Here is a 660-nt window from a genome sequence, read left to right as displayed (position 1 = left end):
ACCGAGGGGCTGCTGCTCTTCTCGGGCTTTCCCTATTTCGCGAGCCATCTCTACGAGACGGGGATCGGCGGCACGCGCGAGGCCGGGCTGACGGTCGGTGCCTTCGGAGGCGGCGGCTTCCTCTACACGCTGATGGCGCCCTACTCGTTGAAGCATCTCGGTCAGCGGCGGATGATGCGGCTGGGCGCCAGTCTCGCGGCCACCGGGTTGGCGATGATCGCCCTCGCGCCCTGGGCCTGGCTCTTCGTCATGGCCGGCGGCGTCATGGGGCTTGGCTTCTTCATGCTGCACAACTCGCTGCAGACCCGCGTCACGGAGATCGCGCCACAGGCCCGCGCCTCGGCTGTCTCGCTGCACGCCTTCCACTTCTTCCTGGGTCAGTCGATCGGTCCGGTCCTGCTGGCGGTGACGCGCGGCTATCTCGGTTTTTCCGGGGCGCTTCTGCTCAATGCCGCAGGGCTTATAGTCTTGGGAATGCACATGGGTCGCGCCAGGAACACTTCGTGAATCACGCCGGAGAATCGGTGGTTCGGAATCTTATCGAATCAAGGCCGTGATCCGATTCGCGCGAACGAATCGCTGACGCTCCTCAGATTCCACTTCAACACAACCCCTTGTGGTCGTTGGGTTGTTGCATCGCAATGGCGTTCTCGCTTCGTG

The 660-nt window shown here is 63.5% G+C and carries 1 protein-coding gene; it reads left to right on the top strand.

Annotation, left to right across the window (positions count from 1 at the left end):
- Positions 1–507, top strand: a 507-nt coding sequence (locus AC1DWF_RS35265; protein WP_476843111.1) for an MFS transporter, incomplete at its 5' end; no start/stop codon positions are given.
- Between the last annotated feature and the right edge of the window lie 153 nt (positions 508–660).

The organism is Aminobacter sp. P4_D5, assembly GCF_056401815.1.
The sequence above is the reverse complement of the archived record's forward strand: the minus strand, read 5'-3'. Positions and strand labels throughout refer to the sequence as shown.